The sequence below is a fragment of the Streptomyces sp. NPDC006798 genome (assembly GCF_040635975.1).
Lineage (GTDB): Bacteria > Actinomycetota > Actinomycetes > Streptomycetales > Streptomycetaceae > Streptomyces.
This window is the reverse complement of record NZ_JBEYIS010000077.1, coordinates 1-22,407: the sequence shown is the minus strand read 5'-3', so window position 1 is coordinate 22,407 and position 22,407 is coordinate 1. Positions and strand designations below refer to the sequence as shown.

Genomic DNA, 22,407 nt, shown 5'->3' with positions numbered 1-22,407 from the left:
TCCCGTCGGATCACTTCGGCTCGGCCTGCGCCGTGATGTTCCGGTACGCGATCTCCGCCAGCGCGCTCTGCCCGTCCTTGCTCGGATGGAACCAGTCCCACCGGCTGAGCAGATCGCCGTCGAAGCGGTACGAGAACACGGCGCCCCCGTCGTAACGGCACCGCTCGTCCTTCCCGCAGACGTCCTTCAGGATCGCGTTGTACTCCACCACCCGCCGCTGCACCCGGTCCCGGCGCTCGGTGGCCGCCGCGCCCAGGTCCTGGGAGTCGCCCAGCATCGACGAGCAGATCCCCAGCTTCCAGATCTGACGCCCGATCGGGTCCTCCCGGCCGGTCTCCCACAGCCGCTTGAGGTTCGGCACGCTCGATACGTAGACCTGGCTCTTGGGCGAGGTCCGCCGCAGCTCCCGCAGCGCGCCGGTGAACGACTCCCGGAAGTCCGCCGGGGGCGTCATCCGGTCGGCCGAGTCGCTGCACGCGTCGTTCGCGCCGACCATCACCGTCACCAGCTCGGGTTTACGGGCCGCCGCCTTGGCCATCTGGGCGGGCAGATCGTCGACCTCGGCACCCGTCTTGGCGAAGTTCCAGGTCCGCTCGGAGACCCCGGCCGCGGTGCCGAGGAGGCGCAGCGCCACACTCCGTACCTCCGTATCGGTCCCGGTCGACCAGGAGGATTCGGGGCAGTCGGCGAGCACCACACAGGCATTGAAACTGCGGGTGATGGAGTCGCCCACGGCCGCGATCGAGCCGGGGCTGCGGTCCCAGACGAACCCGGGCGGCTTCTGTCCGGGGGCGGCCTTGCTCCGGGTCTCCGACGAGTCCTCGCAGCCGGTGGCGGCCAGCGCCAGCGCCAGCGCCGCGGCCGTCCCCGTGGCGGCGAGCCGCCGCCGTCCCCGCCGCCCGGCGGTCCCCCCGGAGCCGGGTCCCTCGATGGTCGTCGTACTCTTCGTGGTCGTCGTAGTCGCTGTAGCCGTAGCCGTCGTATCCGGGGTTTGGTCACGCATCCCGGTGTCCCCTCCGTGTCGATGCCCCCGAGGTCCTGCCGAGTGAAAGCTTGGTGCGCACAGCCCGTCGGACCGACATTACGTCACCCCGTGGGTGCCCACTCACGGTAGCTTTTCCCCGTCGGCCGGAGGCATCGTGCCGATCGGCTCCGGTAAATTACATCACGTCACATGCTGTCCCTTTTGTGGAGATTCGCTGTTGATGATGTTTACTGAGAGCGCTGGGAAGGCGATCCTCGTCCCACACTGGAGGTCCCGGTGACGACACGCGGCGTTCTCTACGTCCACTCCGCTCCGCGCGCGCTCTGTCCGCACGTCGAATGGGCGGTCGCGGGCGTACTCGGCGTACGGGTACAGCTCGACTGGATCCGGCAGCCCGCGTCCCCGGGCACCTGGAGAGCCGAGCTGTCCTGGCGGGGCGAGGTGGGCACCGCCTCCAAACTGGCCTCCGCGCTCCGCGGCTGGCACCTCCTCCGCTTCGAGGTGACCGCCGAGCCCTGCGCCACCGCCGAGGGCGAGCGCTACAGCGCCACCCCCGAACTCGGCATCTTCCACGCCGTGACCGGCATCCACGGCGACATCCTGATCCCGGAGGACCGGCTGCGCGCGGCCATGGTCCGCTCCGCCGGGGGCGAGACCGATCTGGAGTCCGAGCTGTCCAAGCTGCTCGGCAAGCCGTGGGACGACGAGCTGGAGTCCTTCCGCTACGCGGGCGAGGGCGCGCCGGTCCGCTGGCTCCACCAGGTCGTCTGACCGCCCCCACGCCGCCGGGGGCGGCCCTCCCGTCCCGACCCGGGACGCGCCCGGAGCAGAAAGGGCCCGTACGGCTGAAGAAGCCGTACGAGCCCTCATTCCGGCCGGGGCCGGTCACCCCGCAGGGGGCCGTCACATCACGCCGTGCGGAACGCCAGCACCACGTTGTGGCCGCCGAAGCCGAACGAGTTGTTGATCGCCGCGATCGTGCCCTGCGGCAGCGTCCGGGGCTCGCCGCGGACGATGTCCGCGTCGACCTCGGGGTCCAGCTCGTCGATGTTGATCGTCGGCGGGGCCGTCCGGTGGTACAGCGCCAGTACGGTCGCCACGGTCTCGATGCCGCCCGCGCCGCCCAGCAGATGACCCGTCATCGACTTGGTCGCCGAGACGGCCACATGGTCGAGGTCGTCCCCGAGGACCTGGCGCAGCGCCTTGACCTCGGCGACATCGCCCAGCGGGGTGGAGGTGGCGTGCGCGTTGAGGTGCGCGATCTGCTCCGGCTTGAGGTCGGTGGTCGCCAGCAGGCCGCGCATCGCGGCGGCGATGCCCCGGCCGGTGGGCTCGGGCTGGGCGATGTGGTGGCTGTCGGCCGACAGGCCCTGGCCGAGGACCTCGCAGTAGATCTTCTTCGCGCCGCGCCGGGCCGCGTGCTCGGCGGACTCCAGGATCACGACGCCCGCGCCCTCGCCGAGGACGAAGCCGTCCCGGGCGGTGTCGTACGGCCGCGACGCCTTCTCGGGCTCGTCGTTGTTCTTGGACATCGCCATCATGTTGGCGAAGGCGGCCACCGGCAGCGGGTGGATCGCGGCCTCCGTACCGCCGGCGACCACGACATCGGCCCGGCCGGTACGGATCATCTCGACCGCGTAGCCGATCGCCTCGGCGCCCGAGGCACAGGCCGATACCGGGGTGTGCACCCCGGCCCTGGCGTTGACCTCGAGGCCCACATTGGCGGAGGGGCTGTTGGGCATGAGCATGGGCACGGTGTGCGGGGAGACCCGGCGCGCGCCCTTCTCCTTCAGTACGTCGTACTGGTCGAGCAGGGTCGTGACGCCGCCGATACCGGACGCGATGACCGTACCGAGCCGGTCCGGGTCGAGTCCGGTCTCGTCACCGGCGGGGGCCTCGTAGCCCGCGTCCGCCCAGGCTTCCCGGGCCGCGATCAGCGCGAACTGCGCCGAGCGGTCCAGCCGCCGGGCGAGCGGCCGGGGCAGGACCTCCGAGGGGTCCACGGCCGCCGTGGCGGCGATCCGTACGGACAGCTCGCCGAAGAGCTCGGGGTCGAGCGCCTTGGCTCCGGAGCGCCCGGCGAGCAGGCCCTCCCAGGTCGATGCGCTGTCGCCACCCAACGGTGTGGTTGCGCCGATACCGGTGACGACCACGGTGCGATTGGTCGAGTTCATCGGAATTCTTTCTCCACGTGTAGGGGGTGCTGAATGTCCCGGCGCCACCGGAGAGGTGGCGACAAGCGCGACCGAACCTTCGGCTGTCGGTCAGCTCTGGTGCTTGAGGATGTACGACGCGGCGTCGCCGACCGTCTTGAGGTTCTTGACGTCGTCGTCGGGGATCTTGACGTCGAAGCGCTCCTCGGCGGCGACGACGACCTCGACCATGGAGAGCGAGTCGACGTCCAGGTCGTCGGTGAAGGACTTGTCCAGCTGGACGTCCTCGACCGGGATCCCGGCGATCTCGTTCACGATCTCCGCGAGACCCTCGACGATCTCTTTCTCAGTGGCGGCCATGTGGCGCTCCTTCGATTCTGTGCTGTGTTGTCTGGCGGTTGCCCGGCGGTTGGACGCCAGGGGGTGGCGGCCGGGAATCCGGCCGCCGGTTCCGGAAGATCCGGAGTGACTAGGGGAGGGTAACGACCGTCGCCGCGTACACGAGACCCGCCCCGAAGCCGATGACGAGCGCCGTGTCGCCGCTCTTGGCCTGCCCGGTCGCCAGCAGCCGCTCCATCGCGAGCGGGATCGAGGCGGCCGAGGTGTTGCCGGTGGTCTCCACGTCACGGGCGACCGTGACGTGCTCCGGCAGCTTCAGCGTCTTCACCATCGAGTCGATGATCCGCATATTGGCCTGGTGCGGAATGAAGACGTCCAGGTCGTCGGCGGTGATCCCGGCGGCGTCCAGCGCCTGCTGGGCCACCTTCGCCATCTCGAAGACGGCCCAGCGGAAGACCGCCTGGCCCTCCTGGCGGATGGCGGGGAACTTCTCCACCGAGCCGTCGCGGTAGTCCGTCCACGGCACGGTCTGCTTGATGGTCTCGGACTTGTCGCCCTCCGAGCCCCAGACCGTGGGGCCGATCATGGGCTCGGTGGCGGGGCCCACGACCACCGCGCCCGCGCCGTCACCGAAGAGGAAGGCCGTCGCCCGGTCCTCCAGATCGGTCAGATCGCTCAGCCGCTCCACCCCGATGACCAGGACGTGCTCGGCGGAACCGTCGGTGATCATGCCCTTGGCCAGGGTGAGCGCGTAGCCGAAGCCCGCACAGCCGGCCGAGATGTCGAACGCGGCGGGCTTGATCGTGCCCAGCCGGTCGGCGATCTCGGTGGCGACCGCCGGGGTCTGCTGGAAGTGCGAGACGGTGGCGACGATGACCCCGCCGATCTGGTGCGGCTCCACTCCGGCGTCGGCCAGCGCCTTCCCCGACGCCTCCAGCGACATCGCGGTGACGGTCTCCTCGTCGGAGGCCCAGTGGCGGGTCGCGATGCCGGACCGGGACCGGATCCACTCGTCCGACGAGTCGATCGTCTCCAGGATCACGTCATTGGGCACGACCCGGACGGGCCGGTAGCCGCCGACGCCCATGATCCGCGCGTACGGAGCGCCCTTGCCGGGCTTGATCTTCGCCATGTGTACGGCTCTCCTTGTCCAGATCCGGGCCGCGTCAGGCCGCCGGGCCGGTGTGCTCGGCGATCAGCTCGCGCGCCGCGGCGAGATCGTCCGGAGTCTTCAGCGCGAGGGTCTTCACACCCGGCAGGGCCCGCTTGGCGAGCCCGGTGAGCGTGCCGCCGGGGCAGAACTCGACCAGCGCCGTGACGCCCAGCTCCCGGAACGTCTCCATGCACAGGTCCCAGCGGACCGGGTTGGCCACCTGTCCCACCAGGCGGGCGATGACCTCCTCACCACCGGTGACGACGGCGCCGTCCTTGTTCGAGACGTACGAGATCTTCGGGTCGGTGACCGTGAGACGCGTCGCCGCCTCTTCCAGTGTGGCCACCGCGGGGGCCATATGGGCGGTGTGGAACGCGCCCGCCACCTTCAGCGGTACGACGCGCCGGACACCTTCCGGCTTGTTCTCGGCCAGGGCGGCCAACTGCTCCGCGGTACCGGCCGCCACGATCTGCCCGGCGCCGTTCACATTGGCCGGGGTCAGCCCGAGGCTCTCCAGATGACCGACGACCACATCGGCGTCGCCGCCGAGCATCGCCGCCATACCGGTCTCGGTCACGGCCGCGGCCTCCGCCATGGCGAGCCCGCGGGTCCGGACGAAACGCAGCCCCGACTCCTCGTCGAGCACCCCGGCGAGCACGGCGGCGGTGATCTCACCGACGCTGTGACCCGCGACGGTGTGCGGGTGTACGTCGCCGAGCGCGTGCGCGGCCAGCAGCCCGGCGGCCACCAGCAGCGGCTGGGCCACCGCGGTGTCCCGGATCTCGTCCGCGTCGGCCTGGGTGCCGTAGTGCGTGAGATCCAGGTCGACGGCGGCGGACCAGGCGGCGAGTCGGTCGGAAACACCGGGAAGGTCGAGCCAGGGGGTCAGGAAGCCGGGCGTCTGAGCGCCCTGGCCGGGAGCGACGAGTACGAGCACTCTCACACTCTCTCTTGTATGCCGTCCCCGACGCCCGTGGGGACAGGGACGAAGAACCGCCAGGGGAATTGTGGGTGTCCAACAAAAGTCTAGGCTTGCGGATCTCCGTCGGCCAAGCGCCCGAGGATGAGCGCGATTCGCAGGGTGAACGCCGAGCGGACGTCGGAGGGTGACCATCCGGTGACATCGGTCACACGTCGCAGCCGGTAGCGCACGGTGTTGGGATGGACGAAGAGCATCCGGGCCGCGCCCTCCAGACTGCTCGCCTGCTCCAGATAGACACTGAGCGTCTCCAGCAGGGCGGAGCCCGCCTCCTCCAGTGGTCTGTAGATCTCCTCCACCAGCTGCTCACGAGCCGCCGGATCCGCCGCGATCGCCCGCTCCGGCAGCAGATCGTCCGCCAGGACCGGGCGGGGCGCGTCCTGCCAGGCCGTGCAGGCCTTCAGACCCGCCGCGGCGGCCTGCGCGGACCGGGTCGCGGTCAGCAGATCGGGCACCACGGGCCCGGCCACCACCGGACCGGCCGCATACGGCCCGATCAGGGCCTTCGCCACCTGGAGCGGGTTGTCGCTGCCGCCCGCGATCACCACCAGACGGTCGCCGAGCACCCCCGTCAGCACCTGGAGCTTGGCATGCCGGGCGGCCCGGCGGATCGCCTCCACGGTCAGCTCGCTGTCCCCGTCCGGGGCGGTACCGAGGATCACACAGACATGCTCCGGCGCGTTCCAGCCCAGGGCCGCGGCCCGGGACACCGCGCCCTCGTCGGCCTCGCCCGACAGCACCGCGTTCACCACCAGCGACTCCAGCCGGGCGTCCCAGGCGCCCCGGGCCTCCGCCGCCTGCGCGTACACCTGGGCGGTGGCGAAGGCGATCTCGCGGGCGTACACCAGCAGCGCCTCCCGCAGCACCGCCTCGTCACCGGGGGCCGCGACCTCCTCGATCGCGGTCTCCATCACCTCGATCGTGGTCCGCACCATCTCCACGGTCTGCCGGAGCGTGATCGCCCGGGTCAGCTCCCGGGGCGCCGTCCCGAACACATCGGTCGAGATGGCCTGCGGGGTCTCCGGATGCCGGAACCACTCGGTGAACGCGGCGATACCGGCCTGGGCGACCAGACCGATCCACGACCGGTTCTCCGGGGGCATCGCCCGGTACCACGGCAGCGTCTCGTCCATCCGGGCGATGGCATTGGCCGCCAGCCGCCCCGAGGACTGCTCCAGGCGCTTCAGGGTGGCGGAATGAGGGTGGGCGTCGTTCGATCCAGGTTCGGGCACATGACCAAGACTGCCTTATCCGCGGCGGGGCAGGGCCCGCCGGGGCCGAACCGGCGCCGCCCGCGCAAGCTACCGTGTCGTCCGTGATCGACGTACGCCGCGCCGCGCAGCGCTACCCGGGCGGGGAGCCCGGCAACGGTATCGAGACCGCCCACGCCTTCTCCTTCGGGCCGCACTACGACCCGGCGAACCTCCGCTTCGCCGGCCTCGTCGCCTGCAACGAGGAGCGGCTGGCGGCGGGCGCCGGATTCGCCGAACACCCGCACAGCCATACCGAGATCGTCACCTGGGTCGCCGACGGCGAACTCACCCACGAGGACGGCACCGGCGCCACCACCACCGTCCGCCGGGGCGACCTCCAGCGGCTGAGCGCCGGGGACGGCGTACGCCATGTCGAACGGAACGCGGGCGACCGGCCGCTGGTCTTCGTCCAGATGTGGCTGATGCCGCTGGAGCCCGGCGGCACCCCCGCGTACGAGATCGTCCGGGACATCACCGACACGGCGCCCTACGACCTCCCCCGGGCGGGCGCGGCGCTCCACGTCCGGCGCCCGGCGGCCGGGGCCAGCGCCCGGATCCCCGACGCCACGGCCGCGTACCTCCATGTCGTCCACGGCGGGATCGCCCTGGCGGGGGAGGCCCTCGGCCCCGGCGACTCGGCCCGTCTCACCGACGAGGAGGGCCTGACGTTCACGGCCTCGGCGGCCGGGGCGGCGGAGGTGCTGATCTGGGAGTTCCCCGGGATGCCGGGGTAAGTCGCCCGGGGCGTCCGTACGTCCGTCAGACGGTACGTACCGTCCGTACGTCCGTCAGACGGTACGCAGCTCCGCCAGCACCGCGTCCGTGAACCGGGGCCACGCCTCGACCGCCCACGGCCCGAACGCCCGGTCCGTCAGCGCCACACACGCCGCGCCCGCGTCCGGATCGACCCACAGGAACGTCCCCGACTGCCCGAAGTGCCCGAACGTCCGGGGCGACGACGAAGCACCCGTCCAGTGCGGCGCCTTGCCGTCCCGGATCTCGAAACCGAGCCCCCAGTCGTTCGGCGTCTGCCGCCCGTACCCCGGCAGCAGCCCGGCGAGCCCCGGCCAGGACACGGTCATCGCGTCCCGTACCGTCCGGGCGTCCAGCAGCCTCGGCGCCTGCACCTCCGCCGCGAACCGCGCCAGATCGTCCACCGTCGACACGGCGTCCTTCGCCGCCGAACCCTCCAGCGCCGTCGCCGTCATCCCCAGCGGCTCCAGCACCGCCTGCCGCAGATACTCCGGGAACGGGATGTCCGTCGCCTTCGCCACATGGTCGGCCAGCACCTCGAACCCGGCGTTGGAGTAGATCCGCCGGGTACCCGGCTCCGCGCTCACCCGGTGCTCGTCGAAGGCCAGCCCCGAGGTGTGCGCCAGCAGATGCCGTACGGTCGACCCGGCGGGCCCGGCGGGCTCGTCCAGCTCCACCCCGCCCTCCTCGAACGCCACCAGCACCGCGTACGCGGCCAGCGGCTTGGTCACCGACGCCAGCGGAAAACGGTGCCCGGTCGGCCCGTGCCGCCCCACCACGGTCCCGTCGGCCCGCACCACGGCGGCGGCTGCGGTCGGAACGGGCCATGTCTCGGTGATCGCCAGGCTTTCCATACGGACGAGCCTAGACCGTGCCCGGCCGGCCCTCTCACTTGCCTGGAGCGCACTCCAAGGCCCTAACGTGGCGCCATGACCCTGACCGAGACCCCACCCCACCGGCGGCCGGGCGTCGACCTGTGCGCCGCGCGGCCCGGCCACCCCCGCCCGGACGGGCAGGACCGCTACACCATCGGCGAGGTCGCCGCCTGGACCGGGATGTCCGCGCACACGCTCCGCTGGTACGAGCGGATCGGACTGCTCCAGTACGTCGACCGCTCCCACACCGGCCAGCGCCGCTTCACCAACCGCGACCTCGACTGGCTCTCGTTCGTCGGCAAACTCCGCCTCACCGGCATGCCGGTCGCCGACATGGTCCGCTACGCGGAACTCGTCCGCCTCGGCGAGCACACCTTCGACGAGCGCGCCGAACTGCTGGAACACACCCGCCGCGAGGTCCGCTCCCGGATCGCCGAACTCCAGGACACCCTGGCGGTCCTGGACCACAAGATCGAGCTGTACGGCAGCAAGGACACGTCCTGACGGACAACTCCTCAGGGGCGGCGCGGGATTTCAGGGGCGCCGGGGTCCCCCTTCGCCGAAGGCATAGGGGGCGGAACCGCGCGACAAGCCACGGCCGGTCTGCGTCCGACACGCATACGCCGGGCCCTACGGGCAATTTCGCGCGAGGCACCTCAGCACGGCATCCGCAGGGGCTGGTCATGCCGTACCCGACCGGCAGGCCCGCCCCTGGCCGCTCGTGTCGTTCCCCGCGCCGCCGCTGAAAGCCCTCCCGCGTGCCGCCCTGAAAAGAGCGCGCGGTTCCGCCCCGATGCCTTCGGCGAAGGGGGACCCGGTCCGTCACCTCCGCCGCGACCGCCCGAGCGCCCCTGAACGCCCCTCCGGCGCATGCCGGGCCGGGCGGCTACCGCGGCCACAGGGCGTAGAGCGCGAAGGCCGTCGCCAGCCCGGCCGCCAGCGTGCGGGTCGCGGGGCGCGTGCCGTGCCACGGGGGCTCGAAGACCCGTACGTACCGGCCGATCAGCAGCAGCAGGCCCGCGAACACCGGCAGCCACAACACCCGCGCCACCACCCAGCCCAGGGTGTCCGGCGCCGTCGTCAGACCGGGCAGCGCGCCCGCGTACGAGGCCGGGACCGCCGCCGCCAGCATCGCCGTCTGGTGCCAGCACAGGATCGTCATCGCCGACAGATTGATCACCACGACCGGCGCCCACAGCCCCGGCCGCCGCGTCAGCAGCGCGCCGAGCCGGTCGCGGAGCAGGATCGCCGCCCCGCTCTGCGCCGCCGCCAGCGCCAGGACCAGCAGCGACGGCGGATGCGAGTTGGCGCGGGGCTCCCCGGGGACGCCGACCATGGACGCCGGATAGCCGAAGACCAGCAGGAGTACGGCGAAGAGCGCCGCGCCCCCGATCAGCAGGGCCCGGGCCCGGACCCGGTCGATCCGGCCCTCGCCCCAGCCGACGCCCAGCTGATAGGCGAAGAGCCAGCCCGGCAGGATGTTGAGGACGCTCAGCCATGACGGTACGGACTCGTTCCACGGCCCGTACCGCAGCAGATCGACCACCGCGACCGTCAGCAGCAGCGGGGCCGCCGCCCAGATCCCCAGCGCGCGGGAGGCCCGGACGCAGTACGGGGTCAGGGCCGTGACGACCGTATAGACACCGACGAACCAGAGCGGCTGGACCACCAGCGTCGACCCGGTGCGCAGTGTCGTCCCCGGCACTCCCAGCGCGGACAGCACCGGGATCAGGACCGCCCAGACGGCCGCCACTCCGAGGACGGGCCGTCCCAGCCTGGCCACCCGGCCCCGCAGCCAGGCGGTGGCCGAGCCGGTCCTGCGGCGGTAGGAGCGGACGGAGGCGTACCCGCCGACCAGGAAGAAGATCCCGAGCAGTTGGAGTACCCAGCTCACCGGGGCGAAGAAGCCGAAGGCGCTCAGCGGGCTGGCATTGCGCAGGGCGCCGTCGTCGCCGAGGTCGAGGCCGCCGAGCAGCCAGTGCCCGAGCGGTACGGCGAGCAGGGCGATCGCCCGCAGCCCGTCGATCGCGCGGTCCCGGCCGGCGGGGGTCCGGCGTTCGATCTTCTCGCTCAACGCGGCGAACCGGCCGCTCGGGGCGGTGGTCGGGACGTGGTGTGCCGTGGTCATCGGAGCTCTCCTCGGGCGATCGCGGCGAAGGCGCGGAGCGAGTCGGTCCCGGGCGCGAAGTAGCCGTCGTGGCCCGCCGCCTCCCGGGCCGGGACCCGGCGGGCGCCGAACCCGCCGGACGCCGGGTCCTCGCCGTGGCCCAGCCCGAAGAGTTCGACATTGGGCACCCGGGCGATCCAGTCGTCCGCGTTCCTCGCGGCCCATACCCGGGCGTCGGTCCCCAGGTCGGCGACGGAGTCCGCGCGCATCCCCGGCGCGCCGAACACGACGATGTCCGAGGCGTGCGCGTCGGCGGCGGCGAGACCGCAGACGACGGAGCCGTAGCTGTGGCAGAACAGACTCGGGCGGGGCGCGCCGACGGCGGTCAGGCCCCGGGTGAAGCGGGCCAGCCGAGGGGCCCCGGCCTCGGCGAGATCGCCGGTGGCGGCGTCGATCCCGACACCTACGGGGGTGGTGTAGCCGGTCCACGCGATCACCGCGGTGGCGGTGCCGGGCGCGCCCGGCGGGTCGGCCCGGTGGCCGGGTCCATGCCCGGGGGCGGGGCCGGTGGTCCGTACCGCCGCGTCCCGCAGGGCCTTCGCCATCCCCGCGACGACCCGGTGGCCCTTGCCGGGCCGGTCGAAGCTCCCCGCGTCGGTGTCCGAACCCGGCACGACCACGGCCACCCGCCGGGCCGTGGCCAGATCCCCGTACACCTCGGCGACCTGCCCCCGGCCGCGCGGGTCGAAGGCCAGGATGCGGCGGCCGTCGCGGGCCAGCCGTTCGTACGGGGTACCGCGCACGGCCCGCGCGTTGGCCTCGTACCGCAGAGCGACCGGCACGCCGTCGAGGTTGCCGACGATCAGCGGATGCCGCTCCAGCAGCAGCCGGCGCTCGGCGGGCGCCAGGCCCGCGAAGAAGGCGGCGACCCGCTCGGGCTCGGCGCGCGCCGGGTCCGGCAGCGCCCGCCCCAGCGACCGGTCGGCGCTCCACGCGGCGGCGCCGGGCGGCGGCCCGGTGACGGGCTGCTGGGCGTTCCCCGAAGCCCAGCCCGCGGTGCCCGCGACGGCGGAGACGGCGAACACGACCCCGAGCAGAACCCTCTTGAACCGGCGCATCGCCGTTCCCCTCCCTCAGCCACCCCGCCGGTGCGGGGTTGCGACGGGTGGAAGGTAGGAACGGAACGCCTCCCGGTACGTCCCACCGGGGAGCCAACTCGTATGTCATACCGGAGTACGGGGAGTACCGGTACGGGCCCGCCGCCGCCTCCGGCGGGGAGGGGGTTCGGGGGCGCTGGGGGACCCGCCATTGCCGAAGGCATTGGGGGCGGAACTGTGTGATCGGCCAGGGACAGCCTGCGTCCGACTCGCAAACGCCGCGCCCTACGGCGGTTTTCGCCCGAGGCGCTGGACTCGCTTCGGGCGAGGGAAGGTGTTCAGGGGCGCTGGGGGTCCCCCCCGTTGCCGAAGGCATAGGGGGCGGAACCGCGCGAACGGCCCACCACGGTCCGCAGGCCGGGTAACAGCGGATTGGCCCGGAACCGTATCCGGTACGGCCCGAGCCCGGAGGGCCGAGGCGCCGGGCCCGCCCCGGGAGGGGCCCCGGGCGGCCCGCCTCCGGCCGGACGGAGGGTGTCGGGGGCAACGGGGGAGCCCGGCGTCCCCCGAACCACCACCCCACCCCCGGCTCGCTCCCCGCGTCACTCCCCGGGACGGACCAGGCCCGATTCGTAGGCGAAGACGACCGCCTGCGCCCGGTCGCGGAGGTCGAGTTTGGCCAGGACCCGGCCGATATGGGTCTTCACCGTCTGTTCCGCGACGATCAGCCGGCCCGCGATCTCCTGGTTGGACAGGCCCTTGGCGATGAGTTCCAGCACCTCCGTCTCACGGGGCGTCAGGCCCTTGAGACGGAGGGACGGATCGCGGCGCGGGGCGGGGCGCTGGGCGGCGAAGTCGGCGATCAGACGGCGCGTCACCGAGGGCGCCAGCAGCGCCTCGCCCGCCGCGACGATCCGGACCGCCGAGATCAGGTCCGCCGGGGGAGCGTCCTTGAGGAGGAAGCCCGACGCCCCGGCGCGCAGCGCCTCGTACACATAGTCGTCCACGTCGAAGGTGGTGAGCATCAGCACCTTGGGGAGGCGGGTCGCCCCCGTCGACGGGTCGAGGATCGCCCGGGCCGCCGCGAGCCCGTCCATCTCGGGCATCCGGACGTCCATCAGGACCACGTCCGGGTGGACGGTCCGGGCCACCTCCACCCCGGCCCGCCCGTCCGCGGCCTCGCCCACCACGTCGATATCGGGCTGCGCGGCGAGCAGCGCCGCGAATCCGGCCCGCACCATGGCCTGGTCGTCGACGATGATCACGCGGATCGTCACGCGGTCCCCTCCTCCGTCCCGGGCCCGGCCAGCGGCAGACGCGCGGCCACCCGGAAACCGCCGTCGGGCAGCGGACCGGTGTCCAGCCTGCCGCCGGTCAACCGTACGCGTTCCCGCATGCCGACCAGGCCGTGGCCGGTGCCCGCCGTCTCCAGGGGTCCGGCGGCCGGTTCCGCCGGGGGACCGTTGACGATCAGGACCGTCAGATCGGTGCCGTCGGAGAGTACGGAGACCCGGGTGGCCGCGCCCGGCGCGTGCCGTACGACATTCGCCAGGGCCTCCTGAGCGATCCGGTACGCCGACAGATCGACCGCCTGCGGTACGGCCTCGGGGCCGACGCTCAGGGACAGTTCCGCGGGTACCCCGGCCCGGACGGTGGCCTCCACGAGCTGCTGGATCCGGTCGACCCCGGGCTGCGGCACCAGTTCGCCGCCGGTGCCGTCGCTCCGCAGCACGGTCAGCAGCCGCCGCATCTCGGCCAGCGACTCCCGGGCGCCGGCCGCGATCGTCCCGAACTCCTCCCGGGCCGCCGCCGGGAGGCCGTCGATCCGGTAGGGCGCCGAGTCGGCCTGGACGGTGATCACGGACATGTGGTGGGCGACGACGTCATGGAGTTCCCGGGCGATCCTGGCCCGCTCCTCCAGCAGGGTGCGGCGGGCCCGTTCGGTCTCGCTGATGGATTCCTGGGCCGTCAGCCGCCGCTGTACGTCGCTCCGCTCCCGCAGCGCGCCCGCCGCCAGCAGCACCACCCCGGCCAGGACGAACAGCAGCAGCCAGGAGCCGTCACTCAGATCGGAGCGGACGAGTTCGAAGACGGCCCCGGCGATCCCGGTCGCCAGCCAGACCGCGACCAGGGTGTGCCGGGACTCCCGGAGGCCGAGCAGGGCCATCAGGATCAGATAGCCGATGATCACCGTCGGGGGCCAGGGCCAAGGGCGGCCCATGGTCTCCTCACCCGTCAGGGACGCGGCCCCGGTGACATCGGCCGCGAAGACGATCCACCAGGCCTGGAGCGGCCGGGTCACCGCCAGCAACAGGGGGGTGGTCTGGGCGACGGCCAGGGCGCCCGCCACCGCCCCGGGCAGGGCGTAGCCGGAGGTGAGCAGGACCACGGTGGTCGGCAGCAGGACCGCGACGGCGACGAGCGCGACCGCGTACGGGGCGCGCCGCGCGAGGGCCCTCGGCGCGTCGCCGAGCAGCGGGGTCGCCGCGTGGGACGGGGCGCGTACGGCCCGGACGAGGAGGGCGAGCTGCTCGCGGGCCGTACGCCACAGCGGGGTCTGCGGGGAGGCGGAGGGGCTGGTCACCCCGCCAGCCTAGGCAGCCGGGCCGGGCCCGGCGTCGTACTCCGGGGGGTGGTCCGGTGTCATACCCGGGTACGACACCGGCCTCCGACGACGCACCCGGGCGCGACTCCGCATCGGGGACACCGGGGAGCCCTGGGGAGTACGCGCCCCCGGCACCCCCGTCACAACTCCGCCAGCAGCTCCGTCTTCTTCGAGGTGAACTCGGCGTCCGTGACCAGGCCCGCGTCCCGCAGCTCGCCCAGGTGCCGGATCCGTTCGGCGATGTCCGCCGGGTCGCGGCGGGCGGTGGCGGCGGCCAGGGCGAGGGCCGGGGCGGGGCCGGAGCGCTGGACCGACTCCAGGACCGCGGCGGCGAACGGCAGCGACTCGTGGAGCGAGCCGTTGCGGAGCCCGAAGACGACCGCCGCCGGATCCTTGTCGGCGGCGACATCGGCCGGCGCGGCCCGGTCCGGGGTCCGGCGGAGCAGCCGGAGATAGCCGTCGAGGCCCTCGGGGGCGCGCCATTCGACCCCGCTCAGCTCGCCCACCGCGAAACTCTGGTCGCCCGCCTTCCACTTCGTGGACGAAGCGCCGGTACGGGACCAGCGGAAGTCCACATAGCGGCCGTCGAAGGACGCCCGGGCGTCATACGCCTTGAACGCGATGGGGGAGCCGGGCGCCGCGACCACGTACCGCACGGCCGGCTGGTCGGCGTCGGCGGGCAGTACGGCCCGCAGCGCGTCGAGGAAGTGGACGGCGGCGTCCTCCCGGTCGGCGGGGAGCACCATCCGGTACGGATCGTTCCCCTCCCTCAGCTGGCCCGCCGCCGCCGCTATCAGCGGATCGGCGCCGGGCCGTGGCCGTGCTCGCAGGACATGCGTCCCCCGCTTGCCCGGGGTGAGTGTCACCGACGCCAACGCCTCGTGGGGGATGCGGCGTTCTCGGAGCGCCTGAAACAGCTTCGGCGTGCGGTGTCCCCGTTCATAGCGGATGAGCACGGAGTCGGACTCGAACTCCCATGTGGCTTGAATTCCGGCCAGTACATCACCCATACGCATCATCGTAGGGGGCGGGCGCCGCCACGTCGCCCCTTCGGAGCAGTGGGCTTCCGATGATGTTCTACGCGCGTCAGGCCGCCGCTTCACCGGAAAAGCGGCGGCGGGGGCGCCTCCGGGCGGCTGCCCCGGCCCGTACGCCGGTTCAGTGAGCCGGGTGCGTACGTCGTTGTCCAGCGGTTCCCGGGTTTTTGGCGTGAAAGCGTCGCCATGGCCGATTGCCCGCGCCGGACGGCCGGTCGCCGGGGCCGCCGCCGCGTTCCGGTTCCCGGGCCGTACGGGCTCCGTCCACGGGTTCCGCGTACCGGGGCGGACTCCGTACGGAACTCCGTACCGGCGCCCGGATCCCCGGCGCACGCGGGGTTTCGCTCCCGGCGCGGGCGGCCCCCGCCCGTGCCTCAACTCCGCCAGGGGCCCGCCAGCGACGGAACCAGATGGTCCATATAGCGCGATGTCAGATCGCGGATCGCCTCGGCGCTGTGGTCGTCGCCCTCGCTCCACAGCCGCCCCGCGACCCGCATGGCACCGCCGAACGCCGCGACCGCCACCCGGACCCGGGGGTCCTCGTCGATGTCGACCCCCTCCCGTTCGGCGATGATCCGGCCGATCGTCTCCTCCGTCGCCAGGGACCGGCGGATATGGACCGCCAGCAGCGAGGGGGTGGACTCCACCACCAGATACATCCGCATATGCAGCTGGAGCGGTACGACGTCCCCGATGGCGACCGCGATCGTGTCCCAGGCGGTCGCCACGGCCTGCCGCATCGCCTCGAACGGCGGCTCCTCCGGCGGCCGGGCCCGCAGGGCGTCGACGAAGTGCAGCTCGGTGATCTCCTGGACCGCGAAGGCGACCTCCAGCTTGCTCGCGTAGTAGCGGAAGAAGGTCCGCTGCGAGACCTCCGCCGCCTCCGCGATCTCGTCGACCGTGGTCTCGTCGAACCCCTTGGTCGTGAACAGCTCCAGCGCCGCCCGCGCCAGGGTGTCCCGGGTCCGCCGTTTCTTGCGCTCGCGCAGTCCGCCGGCCTCCGCCGGCCCGACCGTCACTTCATGCCCTCACTCGATGGTCGTGTCGATCGTCTCCGTGGCCCGACGATCGGATGGGCCCGGGCGCCCCCCGGCGCATGCCCCGTGGTCTCCCTGTCCGGGTACGTCATCCGTACCGCGTCCCGGCCGTACCGCTGCACGGCCGTACCGCTGCACGGCCGTACGCTGCACGGCCGCGCCGCGCCGCGCCGCGCCCTGCCGGGTCCGGCCCCGGGGCGACGGTCTTCGAGTCCCGTCGTGCCGGATGGTCCGGCGGCACGGACGCGGTCAGCGTACATGTGACCTAGTTGACAGTAACCGACGAATAAAATCCCGGGTCAAGTGTCAGTCGCTGTCATTACGCTCTCCGGTATGACTAGTCAGACCACCATCGAAAAAGCGCCGAGAGAACCCGAGGACGCCCTTCCGGCGGCGGCCGGAGGGCTCCGCGGCCACCCATGGCTGACGCTGTTCGCCGTGGCCATCGGCGTGATGATGGTCGCCCTGGACGGCACGATCGTCGCCATCGCCAACCCCGAGATAGCCAAGGACCTCGGCGCCACCTTCGCCGACGTCCAGTGGATCACCAACGGCTACTTCCTCGCCCTGGCCGTGACCCTGATCACCGCGGGCAAGCTCGGTGACCGCTTCGGCCACCGGCAGACCTTCCTCGTCGGAGTCGTCGGCTTCGCCGTCGCGTCCGCCGCGATCGGCTTCTCCGACTCGATCGCCATGGTGATCCTCTTCCGGGTCTTCCAGGGCCTCTTCGGCGCCCTGCTGATGCCCGCCGCGCTCGGACTCCTCCGGGCCACCTTCCCGGCCGAGAAGCTGAATATGGCGATCGGCATCTGGGGCATGGTCATCGGCGCGTCCACCGCGGGCGGACCCATCGTCGGCGGCCTCCTGGTCGAGAAGGTCAGCTGGCAGTCCGTCTTCTTCATCAATGTGCCCGTCGGCATCCTCGCGGTCGTCCTCGGCGTACTGATCCTCAAGGACCACCGCGCCGAGAACGCGCCGCGCTCCTTCGACGTCCCCGGTATCGCCCTGCTCTCCACCGCGATGTTCTGCCTCGTCTGGGCCCTGATCAAGGCACCCGAGGACGGCTGGGGCTGGGGCGGCGCCAAGACCTGGGGCTTCATCGTCACGGCGGTCGCGCTCTTCGCCGTCTTCGCGGTCTGGGAGAACCGGGTCGCCGAGCCGCTGATCCCGATGAAACTGTTCCGCTCCGTACCGCTGGCCGCCGGTACCGTCCTGATGGTCCTGATGGCCATCTCCTTCATGGGCGGACTCTTCTTCGTCACCTTCTACCTGCAGAACGTGCACGGACTCGGGCCCGTCGACGCCGGACTCCACCTGCTGCCGCTCACCGGAATGATGATCGTCGGCTCGCCGCTGGCCGGCGCGGTCATCACCAAGACCGGCCCGCGGATCCCGCTGGCGGCCGGAATGATCTTCACCTCCATCGCGATGTTCGGGATGTCGACGCTCGACAAGGGCACCAGCAGCGGAGTGATGTCGATCTGGTTCGCCCTGCTCGGCCTCGGCCTCGCGCCGGTCATGGTCGGCGCGACCGAGGTCATCGTCGGCAACGCGCCGATGGAGCTCTCCGGCGTGGCGGGCGGCCTCCAGCAGGCCGCCATGCAGATCGGCGGCGCGCTCGGTACGGCCGTCCTCGGCGCGGTGATGGCCTCCAAGGTCGACAACGACCTCGCGGGCAACTGGACGGACGCGGGGCTGCCGCCGCTCACCGGCCACAACCTCGACAAGGCCGCGGAGGCGGTCCAGGTCGGAGTCCCGCCGGTGGCCCCCGGCACCCCACCGGAGATCGCCGCGAAGATCGCGGACGTGGCCCACGAGACATTCCTCTCCGGCATGGGCCTGGCCTCCCTGGTCGCGGCGGGCGTCTCCGCGGTCGCGATCTTCGTCGCCCTCCTCACCAAGCGCGGCACCAACACCCCCTCGGGCGGCGGCACGGCCCACATCTGACCCCCGGGGTCCCCGCGCCCCGGGGACCCCGGCACCTCGCCTCTCGGAGGCGCCCCTGACTACCCGGGCCCCGCCCGGCGGCCTGGCGTTGCCGGCGGTCCGCGGCCCGCCCGTGGTGAGGCACCGACTACCCGGGTCCCACCCGGCGACCTGATGTTGTCGACGGTCCGCGGCCCACCGGGGCCGCGGTCGGGTGATGACACCGGGTGGCTGGGGGGACGCCGCACCATTGAGGGCCCGCGCCCCGGGATCACTCCGGGGCGCGGGCCCTCCGATACACGGAACCCCCAGCGGGAGGCGGCTACGCGTCGCCGCCCTCCGGGCCCGGGTCGGCTGCCGCTACGTCGAGGAGCTGGTAGCGGTCGATCGCCTGCTTCAGGACCGAGCGGTCGACCTTGCCGTCGGCCGCCAGCTCCGTCAGGACCGCCAGCACGATCGACGGCGCGTCGATGTGGAACCAGCGGCGGGCCGCGCCCCGGGTGTCGGCGAAGCCGAAGCCGTCCGCGCCGAGGGATGTGTAGCGGCCCGGGACCCAGCGGGCGATCTGGTCCGGTACGGACCGCATCCAGTCGGAGACCGCGACGAACGGGCCCTCGGCGCCGCCCAGCTTCCGGGTGACGTACGGGACGCGCTGTTCCTCGTCGGGGTGGAGCAGGTTGTGCCGGTCGGTTTCGACCGCCTCGCGCCGCAGTTCGTTCCAGGACGTCGCGGACCAGACATCGGCCCGTACGTCCCACTCCTCGGCGAGCATCCGCTGCGCCTCGATCGCCCAGGGCACGGCCACCCCGGACGCCAGGATCTGGGCGGGGATCCGGCCGGCGTCGCCCGCCCGGTAGCGGTGGACGCCCTTGAGGATGCCCTCGACGTCGACGTCCTCCGGCTCGGCCGGGTGCCGGATGGGCTCGTTGTAGACGGTGAGGTAGTAGAAGACGTCCTCGCCGTGCGGGTGCTTCTCGTCGCCGCCGTACATCCGGCGCAGCCCGTCCTGGACGATATGCGCGATCTCGAAGCCGAACGCGGGGTCGTAGGCGACGCACCCGGGGTTGGTGGAGGCCAGCAGCTGGGAGTGGCCGTCGGCGTGCTGGAGGCCCTCACCGGTGAGGGTGGTCCGGCCGGCGGTGGCGCCGAGGACGAAGCCGCGCGAGAGCTGGTCGGCCATCTGCCAGAACTGGTCGCCGGTCCGCTGGAAGCCGAACATCGAGTAGAAGACGTAGACCGGGATCAGCGGCTCGCCGTGGGTCGCGTAGGACGATCCGGCGGCGATCAGGGACGCCGTACAGCCCGCCTCGGAAATCCCGTCGTGCAGCATCTGCCCGGTCGGCGACTCCTTGTACGCGAGCAGCAGCTCACGGTCGACGGACTCGTACTGCTGCCCCAGCGGGTTGTAGATCTTGGCGCTGGGGAAGAAGGAGTCCATTCCGAAGGTGCGGTACTCGTCGGGCGCGATCAGGACGAAGCGGCGCCCGATCTCCTTGTCCCGCATCAGGTCCTTCAGCAGCCGGACGAAGGCCATCGTGGTGGCGATCGACTGCTGGCCGGAGCCCTTCTTCACGGTGGCGTACGTCTTGTCGTCCGGCAGCGGCAGCGGCTTCGACCGGACGACCCGGCTCGGTACGTAGCCGTCCAGCGCCCGGCGCCGGTCGTGCATGTACTGGATCTCCTCGGAGTCCGGGCCCGGGTGGTAGTACGGCGGCAGCCCGTCCTCCAGCCGGGAGTCCGGAATCGGGATGTGCAGCCGGTCCCGGAACCGCTTGAGGTCGTCGACGGTCAGCTTCTTCATCTGGTGGGTGGCGTTGCGGCCCTCGAAGTTGGGGCCGAGCGTCCATCCCTTGACCGTCTGGGCGAGCACCACCGTCGGCTGGCCCTTGTGCTCCTTGGCCGCCTTGAACGCCGCGTACACCTTGCGGTGGTCGTGGCCGCCGCGCCCCAGATGGAGGATCTGCTCGTCGGTCATGTTCTCGACCATGGCGCGCAGCCGCTGGTCGCCGCCGAAGAAGTGGTCCCGGATGTAGCCGCCGGTCTCGGTGGCGTATGTCTGGAACTGGCCGTCCGGGGTGGTGTTCAGCTTGTTCACCAGCAGCCCGTCGCGGTCCTGGGCCAGCAGCGGGTCCCAGGAGCGGTCCCAGATGAGCTTGATGACATTCCAGCCGGCCCCGCGGAACTGGGACTCCAGCTCCTGGATGATCTTGCCGTTGCCCCGGACCGGGCCGTCGAGGCGCTGGAGGTTGCAGTTCACCACGAAGGTGAGGTTGTCCAGCCCCTCACGGGCGGCGATGGAGAGCTGGCCGAGGGATTCGGGCTCGTCCATCTCGCCGTCGCCGAGGAAGGCCCAGACCTGGGAGTCCGAGGTGTCCGCGATGCCCCGGGCGTGCAGATAGCGGTTCATCCGGGCCTGGTAGATCGCGCTGATCGGGCCGAGGCCCATCGACACGGTCGGGAACTCCCAGAAGTCCGGCATCAGCCGGGGGTGCGGATAGCTGGAGAGACCGTTCGGTGCCTTGGACTTCTCCTGGCGGAAGGCGTCGAGCTGGGCCTCCGAGAGCCGGTCCAGCAGAAACGCCCGGGCGTAGATACCGGGCGAGGCATGGCCCTGGAAGAAGATCTGGTCGCCGCCGTCGCCGCGGTCCTTGCCCCGGAAGAAATGGTTGAAGCCCACGTCGTAGAGGGAGGCGGAGGAGGCGAAGGTGGCGATGTGGCCGCCGACCCCGATCCCGGGGCGCTGGGCGCGGGAGACCATCACCGCGGCGTTCCAGCGGGTGGCGTTGAGGACCTTCCGTTCGATCTCCTCGTTGCCGGGGAAGAACGGTTCGTCCTTGGTGGCGATGGTGTTCACATAGTCCGTGCTGCGCATCTCCGGCACGGCCACACGGCGCTCCCGGGCCCGCTCGATGAGCCGCAGCATCAGATAGCGGGCCCGTTCCCGGCCCCGCTCGTCCACGGCCGCGTCGAGTGAGTCCAGCCACTCCTTCGTCTCCTCGGGATCGAAGTCGGGGACCTGGCTGGGAAGGCCGCCAATGATGATCGGGTTGCGATCTGATCCGGAAGCCACGCTGTTCCTTCGCTGCTCGGAGGGTCGGCGGACCGAAGTCCCGTGGGGACCTCTCTCCACCCCCGGGGCCCCGGGATTCCGGGCGGTACCGACGGTGCCGTGGGCGGGTCACGGCCGCCCCGGGCGCGCCGCACCGCCTCCCATCGTGTACCTCGGGACGGGAAACGTCATCTCTACCCCGAGGTAACCGGCTTTTATACAGCTCGATTCGCAAGGTTGTACAAATACGAACCATACGCCCGTGGTGAACGGACGTCCCGTTCGGGTGGCCCCGGCCGAGGTCGTCGGGAACCGGGCGGGAATGCGTCGTATGCTGCAAAGGCGGCCGAATGCTCCGGACCACGTCGCGGCCCCGTGGCCGTACGTGTCGGGAGTTGCGTCGAGACGGGCGCAAACGTCACCGTTTCGGCGGTCCGGGCGGCCGGGTACTTGCGCGATCCGCCCCGCCCGTGTGGACTACGGCCAAACGCCGCGCGCCCGCGCGCGGACGCAGCATCTACCGAACATGATCAGGAGGCAAGCCGTGAGCGCGACCGCGGACCACGCGGAGGAGCGGACCAACCCGGCCACGAGGCTGGGGTTCGAGCCCGGACAGGTGGTCCAGGAGATCGGCTTCGAAGACGACGCCGACCAGGATCTCCGCGAGGGTATCGAGTCCGTCATCGGTCAGGAACTGGTGGACGAGGAGTACGACGACGTCGCGGATGTCGTCCTCCTCTGGTTCCGTGACGAGGACGGCGACCTGACGGATGCCCTGGTGGACGCCATCGGCCTGCTGGACGAGGGCGGCCGGATCTGGCTGCTCACACCCAAGACGGGCCGGGACGGCTATGTGGAGCCCAGCGACATCAACGACGCCGCCCAGACGGCCGGACTGTCGCAGACCAAGAGCATCAGCGTGGCCCAGGACTGGGTCGGTACGAAGCTGATCGCCCCCAAGCGCTGAGCGGGCCGGGGAGCTTCACCCCGCGCGCCGTATCGCCGCCCCGCCCGGGCGGCACGGGCACCGCTGATCCCGAGTACCAGCGGAAGTACTTC

The 22,407-nt window shown here is 72.0% G+C and carries 19 protein-coding genes; 5 read left to right on the top strand and 14 right to left on the bottom strand.

What is annotated here, in order from left to right:
• Positions 1-10 precede the first annotated feature (10 nt).
• Positions 11-1,003 carry an SGNH/GDSL hydrolase family protein gene (locus tag ABZ714_RS32370; protein ID WP_358828928.1) on the bottom strand — a complete coding sequence of 331 codons (993 nt, stop codon included), beginning with the start codon at positions 1,001-1,003 and terminating at the stop codon, positions 11-13.
• A gap of 258 nt (positions 1,004-1,261) precedes the next feature.
• Here ABZ714_RS32370 and ABZ714_RS32365 point away from each other — a divergent pair, with 258 nt between their 5' ends.
• Positions 1,262-1,756 (top strand): DUF3145 domain-containing protein, encoded by a 495-nt coding sequence (locus ABZ714_RS32365; RefSeq protein WP_358828927.1) that lies wholly within the window; start codon positions 1,262-1,264, stop codon positions 1,754-1,756.
• Between the two features lie 137 nt (positions 1,757-1,893).
• Here ABZ714_RS32365 and fabF read toward each other — a convergent pair whose 3' ends face one another.
• From fabF to ABZ714_RS32340, 5 genes are all read right to left on the bottom strand, one after another.
• The gene (gene fabF, locus ABZ714_RS32360) at positions 1,894-3,159 is read right to left on the bottom strand and encodes a beta-ketoacyl-ACP synthase II (RefSeq protein ID WP_358828926.1); all 1,266 of its coding nucleotides are present in this window, start codon (positions 3,157-3,159) and stop codon (positions 1,894-1,896) included.
• Between the two features lie 90 nt (positions 3,160-3,249).
• A complete protein-coding gene (locus ABZ714_RS32355) occupies positions 3,250-3,498 on the bottom strand; it encodes an acyl carrier protein (protein ID WP_358828925.1) in 249 nt (82 codons plus the stop codon).
• 109 nt (positions 3,499-3,607) lie between these two features.
• Positions 3,608-4,609: a ketoacyl-ACP synthase III gene (locus ABZ714_RS32350; RefSeq protein ID WP_358828924.1), complete on the bottom strand. Its 1,002-nt coding sequence runs from the start codon at positions 4,607-4,609 to the stop codon at positions 3,608-3,610.
• A 34-nt stretch (positions 4,610-4,643) separates the two neighbouring features.
• Positions 4,644-5,567: an ACP S-malonyltransferase gene (locus ABZ714_RS32345; protein ID WP_358828933.1), complete on the bottom strand. Its 924-nt coding sequence runs from the start codon at positions 5,565-5,567 to the stop codon at positions 4,644-4,646.
• 89 nt (positions 5,568-5,656) lie between these two features.
• Complete coding sequence (locus ABZ714_RS32340; RefSeq protein ID WP_358828923.1) at positions 5,657-6,841, bottom strand: helix-turn-helix domain-containing protein; 1,185 nt, start codon at positions 6,839-6,841, stop codon at positions 5,657-5,659.
• 83 nt (positions 6,842-6,924) lie between these two features.
• Here ABZ714_RS32340 and ABZ714_RS32335 point away from each other — a divergent pair, with 83 nt between their 5' ends.
• Positions 6,925-7,596 (top strand): pirin family protein, encoded by a 672-nt coding sequence (locus ABZ714_RS32335; RefSeq protein ID WP_358828922.1) that lies wholly within the window; start codon positions 6,925-6,927, stop codon positions 7,594-7,596.
• A gap of 54 nt (positions 7,597-7,650) precedes the next feature.
• On the opposite strand, the gene ABZ714_RS32330 is transcribed toward ABZ714_RS32335, so the two are convergent.
• Positions 7,651-8,469, bottom strand: coding sequence for a serine hydrolase domain-containing protein (locus ABZ714_RS32330; protein WP_358828921.1), 819 nt, complete (start codon positions 8,467-8,469; stop codon positions 7,651-7,653).
• A 75-nt stretch (positions 8,470-8,544) separates the two neighbouring features.
• Between ABZ714_RS32330 and ABZ714_RS32325 the strand changes: the two genes are divergently transcribed.
• On the top strand, positions 8,545-8,994 hold the full coding sequence (locus tag ABZ714_RS32325) for a MerR family transcriptional regulator (protein ID WP_358828920.1): 450 nt from the start codon (positions 8,545-8,547) through the stop codon (positions 8,992-8,994).
• Between the two features lie 382 nt (positions 8,995-9,376).
• On the opposite strand, the gene ABZ714_RS32320 is transcribed toward ABZ714_RS32325, so the two are convergent.
• The 6 genes from ABZ714_RS32320 to ABZ714_RS32295 form a co-directional block, all read right to left on the bottom strand.
• Positions 9,377-10,618, bottom strand: a complete 1,242-nt coding sequence (locus ABZ714_RS32320) for an acyltransferase (protein ID WP_358828919.1) — start codon at positions 10,616-10,618, stop codon at positions 9,377-9,379.
• Positions 10,615-11,715 (bottom strand): alpha/beta hydrolase, encoded by a 1,101-nt coding sequence (locus tag ABZ714_RS32315; RefSeq protein ID WP_358828918.1) that lies wholly within the window; start codon positions 11,713-11,715, stop codon positions 10,615-10,617. Before ABZ714_RS32315 ends, ABZ714_RS32320 begins: the two co-directional genes overlap by 4 nt.
• 581 nt (positions 11,716-12,296) lie before the next feature.
• On the bottom strand, positions 12,297-12,971 hold the full coding sequence (locus ABZ714_RS32310; RefSeq protein WP_358828917.1) for a response regulator transcription factor: 675 nt from the start codon (positions 12,969-12,971) through the stop codon (positions 12,297-12,299).
• Positions 12,968-14,245 (bottom strand): sensor histidine kinase, encoded by a 1,278-nt coding sequence (locus ABZ714_RS32305; RefSeq protein WP_358828932.1) that lies wholly within the window; start codon positions 14,243-14,245, stop codon positions 12,968-12,970. The genes ABZ714_RS32310 and ABZ714_RS32305 overlap by 4 nt, the downstream gene beginning before the upstream one ends.
• 194 nt (positions 14,246-14,439) lie before the next feature.
• Positions 14,440-15,309: a DUF4429 domain-containing protein gene (locus ABZ714_RS32300; protein WP_358828916.1), complete on the bottom strand. Its 870-nt coding sequence runs from the start codon at positions 15,307-15,309 to the stop codon at positions 14,440-14,442.
• A gap of 401 nt (positions 15,310-15,710) precedes the next feature.
• Entirely contained in the window at positions 15,711-16,355 is a 645-nt protein-coding gene (locus tag ABZ714_RS32295; RefSeq protein ID WP_358828915.1) for a TetR family transcriptional regulator, read from the bottom strand.
• A 351-nt stretch (positions 16,356-16,706) separates the two neighbouring features.
• On the opposite strand from ABZ714_RS32295, the gene ABZ714_RS32290 reads away from it, so the two are divergent.
• Complete coding sequence (locus tag ABZ714_RS32290; protein ID WP_358828914.1) at positions 16,707-18,320, top strand: MFS transporter; 1,614 nt, start codon at positions 16,707-16,709, stop codon at positions 18,318-18,320.
• Between the two features lie 301 nt (positions 18,321-18,621).
• Here ABZ714_RS32290 and aceE read toward each other — a convergent pair whose 3' ends face one another.
• Positions 18,622-21,369 carry a pyruvate dehydrogenase (acetyl-transferring), homodimeric type gene (aceE, locus tag ABZ714_RS32285; protein WP_358828913.1) on the bottom strand — a complete coding sequence of 916 codons (2,748 nt, stop codon included), beginning with the start codon at positions 21,367-21,369 and terminating at the stop codon, positions 18,622-18,624.
• Positions 21,370-21,892: 523 nt separating this feature from the next.
• On the opposite strand from aceE, the gene ABZ714_RS32280 reads away from it, so the two are divergent.
• Positions 21,893-22,315, top strand: a complete 423-nt coding sequence (locus ABZ714_RS32280; RefSeq protein ID WP_358828912.1) for a DUF3052 domain-containing protein — start codon at positions 21,893-21,895, stop codon at positions 22,313-22,315.
• The last annotated feature ends 92 nt before the right edge of the window (positions 22,316-22,407 follow it).